This window comes from Arthrobacter sp. E3 (assembly GCF_017353415.1).
In the GTDB taxonomy this organism is placed as follows: Bacteria; Actinomycetota; Actinomycetes; order Actinomycetales; family Micrococcaceae; genus Specibacter.
In genome coordinates, this window is the sequence record NZ_JAFMPX010000095.1 from 1 (window position 1) to 578 (window position 578).

The 578-nt window shown below is 68.7% G+C and carries 1 protein-coding gene; it reads right to left on the minus strand.

Going from position 1 to position 578, the window contains the following annotated elements:
* Positions 1-20: 20 nt before the first annotated feature.
* On the minus strand, positions 21-578 hold a 558-nt coding region (locus JMA46_RS16785; RefSeq protein WP_207346488.1), incomplete at its 5' end, for an IS5 family transposase.

The following is a 578-nucleotide window of genomic DNA, read 5'->3' on the forward strand; positions in this document are numbered from 1 at the left end:
AGAACGTGTTGGGAAAGTGGTTATTTTGCCGTTCCGGGCTGCCAAGGAAGGCGGCCGGCTGGCGGTGAGAGACGCCTGGCCATCAGCCCGATCATGGACCACTTCACCATCGCCTCGGCATGGGCGGGGAGGCGTTCGTAGTCGTGGCCGAGTCGGCGGCAGCGCACCAGCCACGACAGGGTCCGCTCCACCACCCAACGCCGGGGCAAGGCCTCGAAGGTGTGCTGGCCCTTGGGCTTCCGCACGATCTGCAAGGTGACCTGCAGCCTCTGGCGGGCGAAGTCCACCAGTTGGCCGGCGTAGCCGCCGTCTGCCCAGACCCGCGCAATCGAGGGCATTGCCATTCGAGCCTTGGCCAGGACCAGCCGGCCACCGTCGCGGTCCTGCATGCTCGCAGCGGTGACCAGCACGGCCACCAGCAGGCCGGTCGTGTCGACCACGATGTGGCGCTTGCGACCGTTGGTCTTCTTGCCGGCGTCGTACCCACGCGACCCCCGGCCCACAGTGTCGGCGCCCTTGACCGACTGGGCATCGACGATACCGGCCGACGCCATCGGGTCCCGCCCTGCGGCATCCCG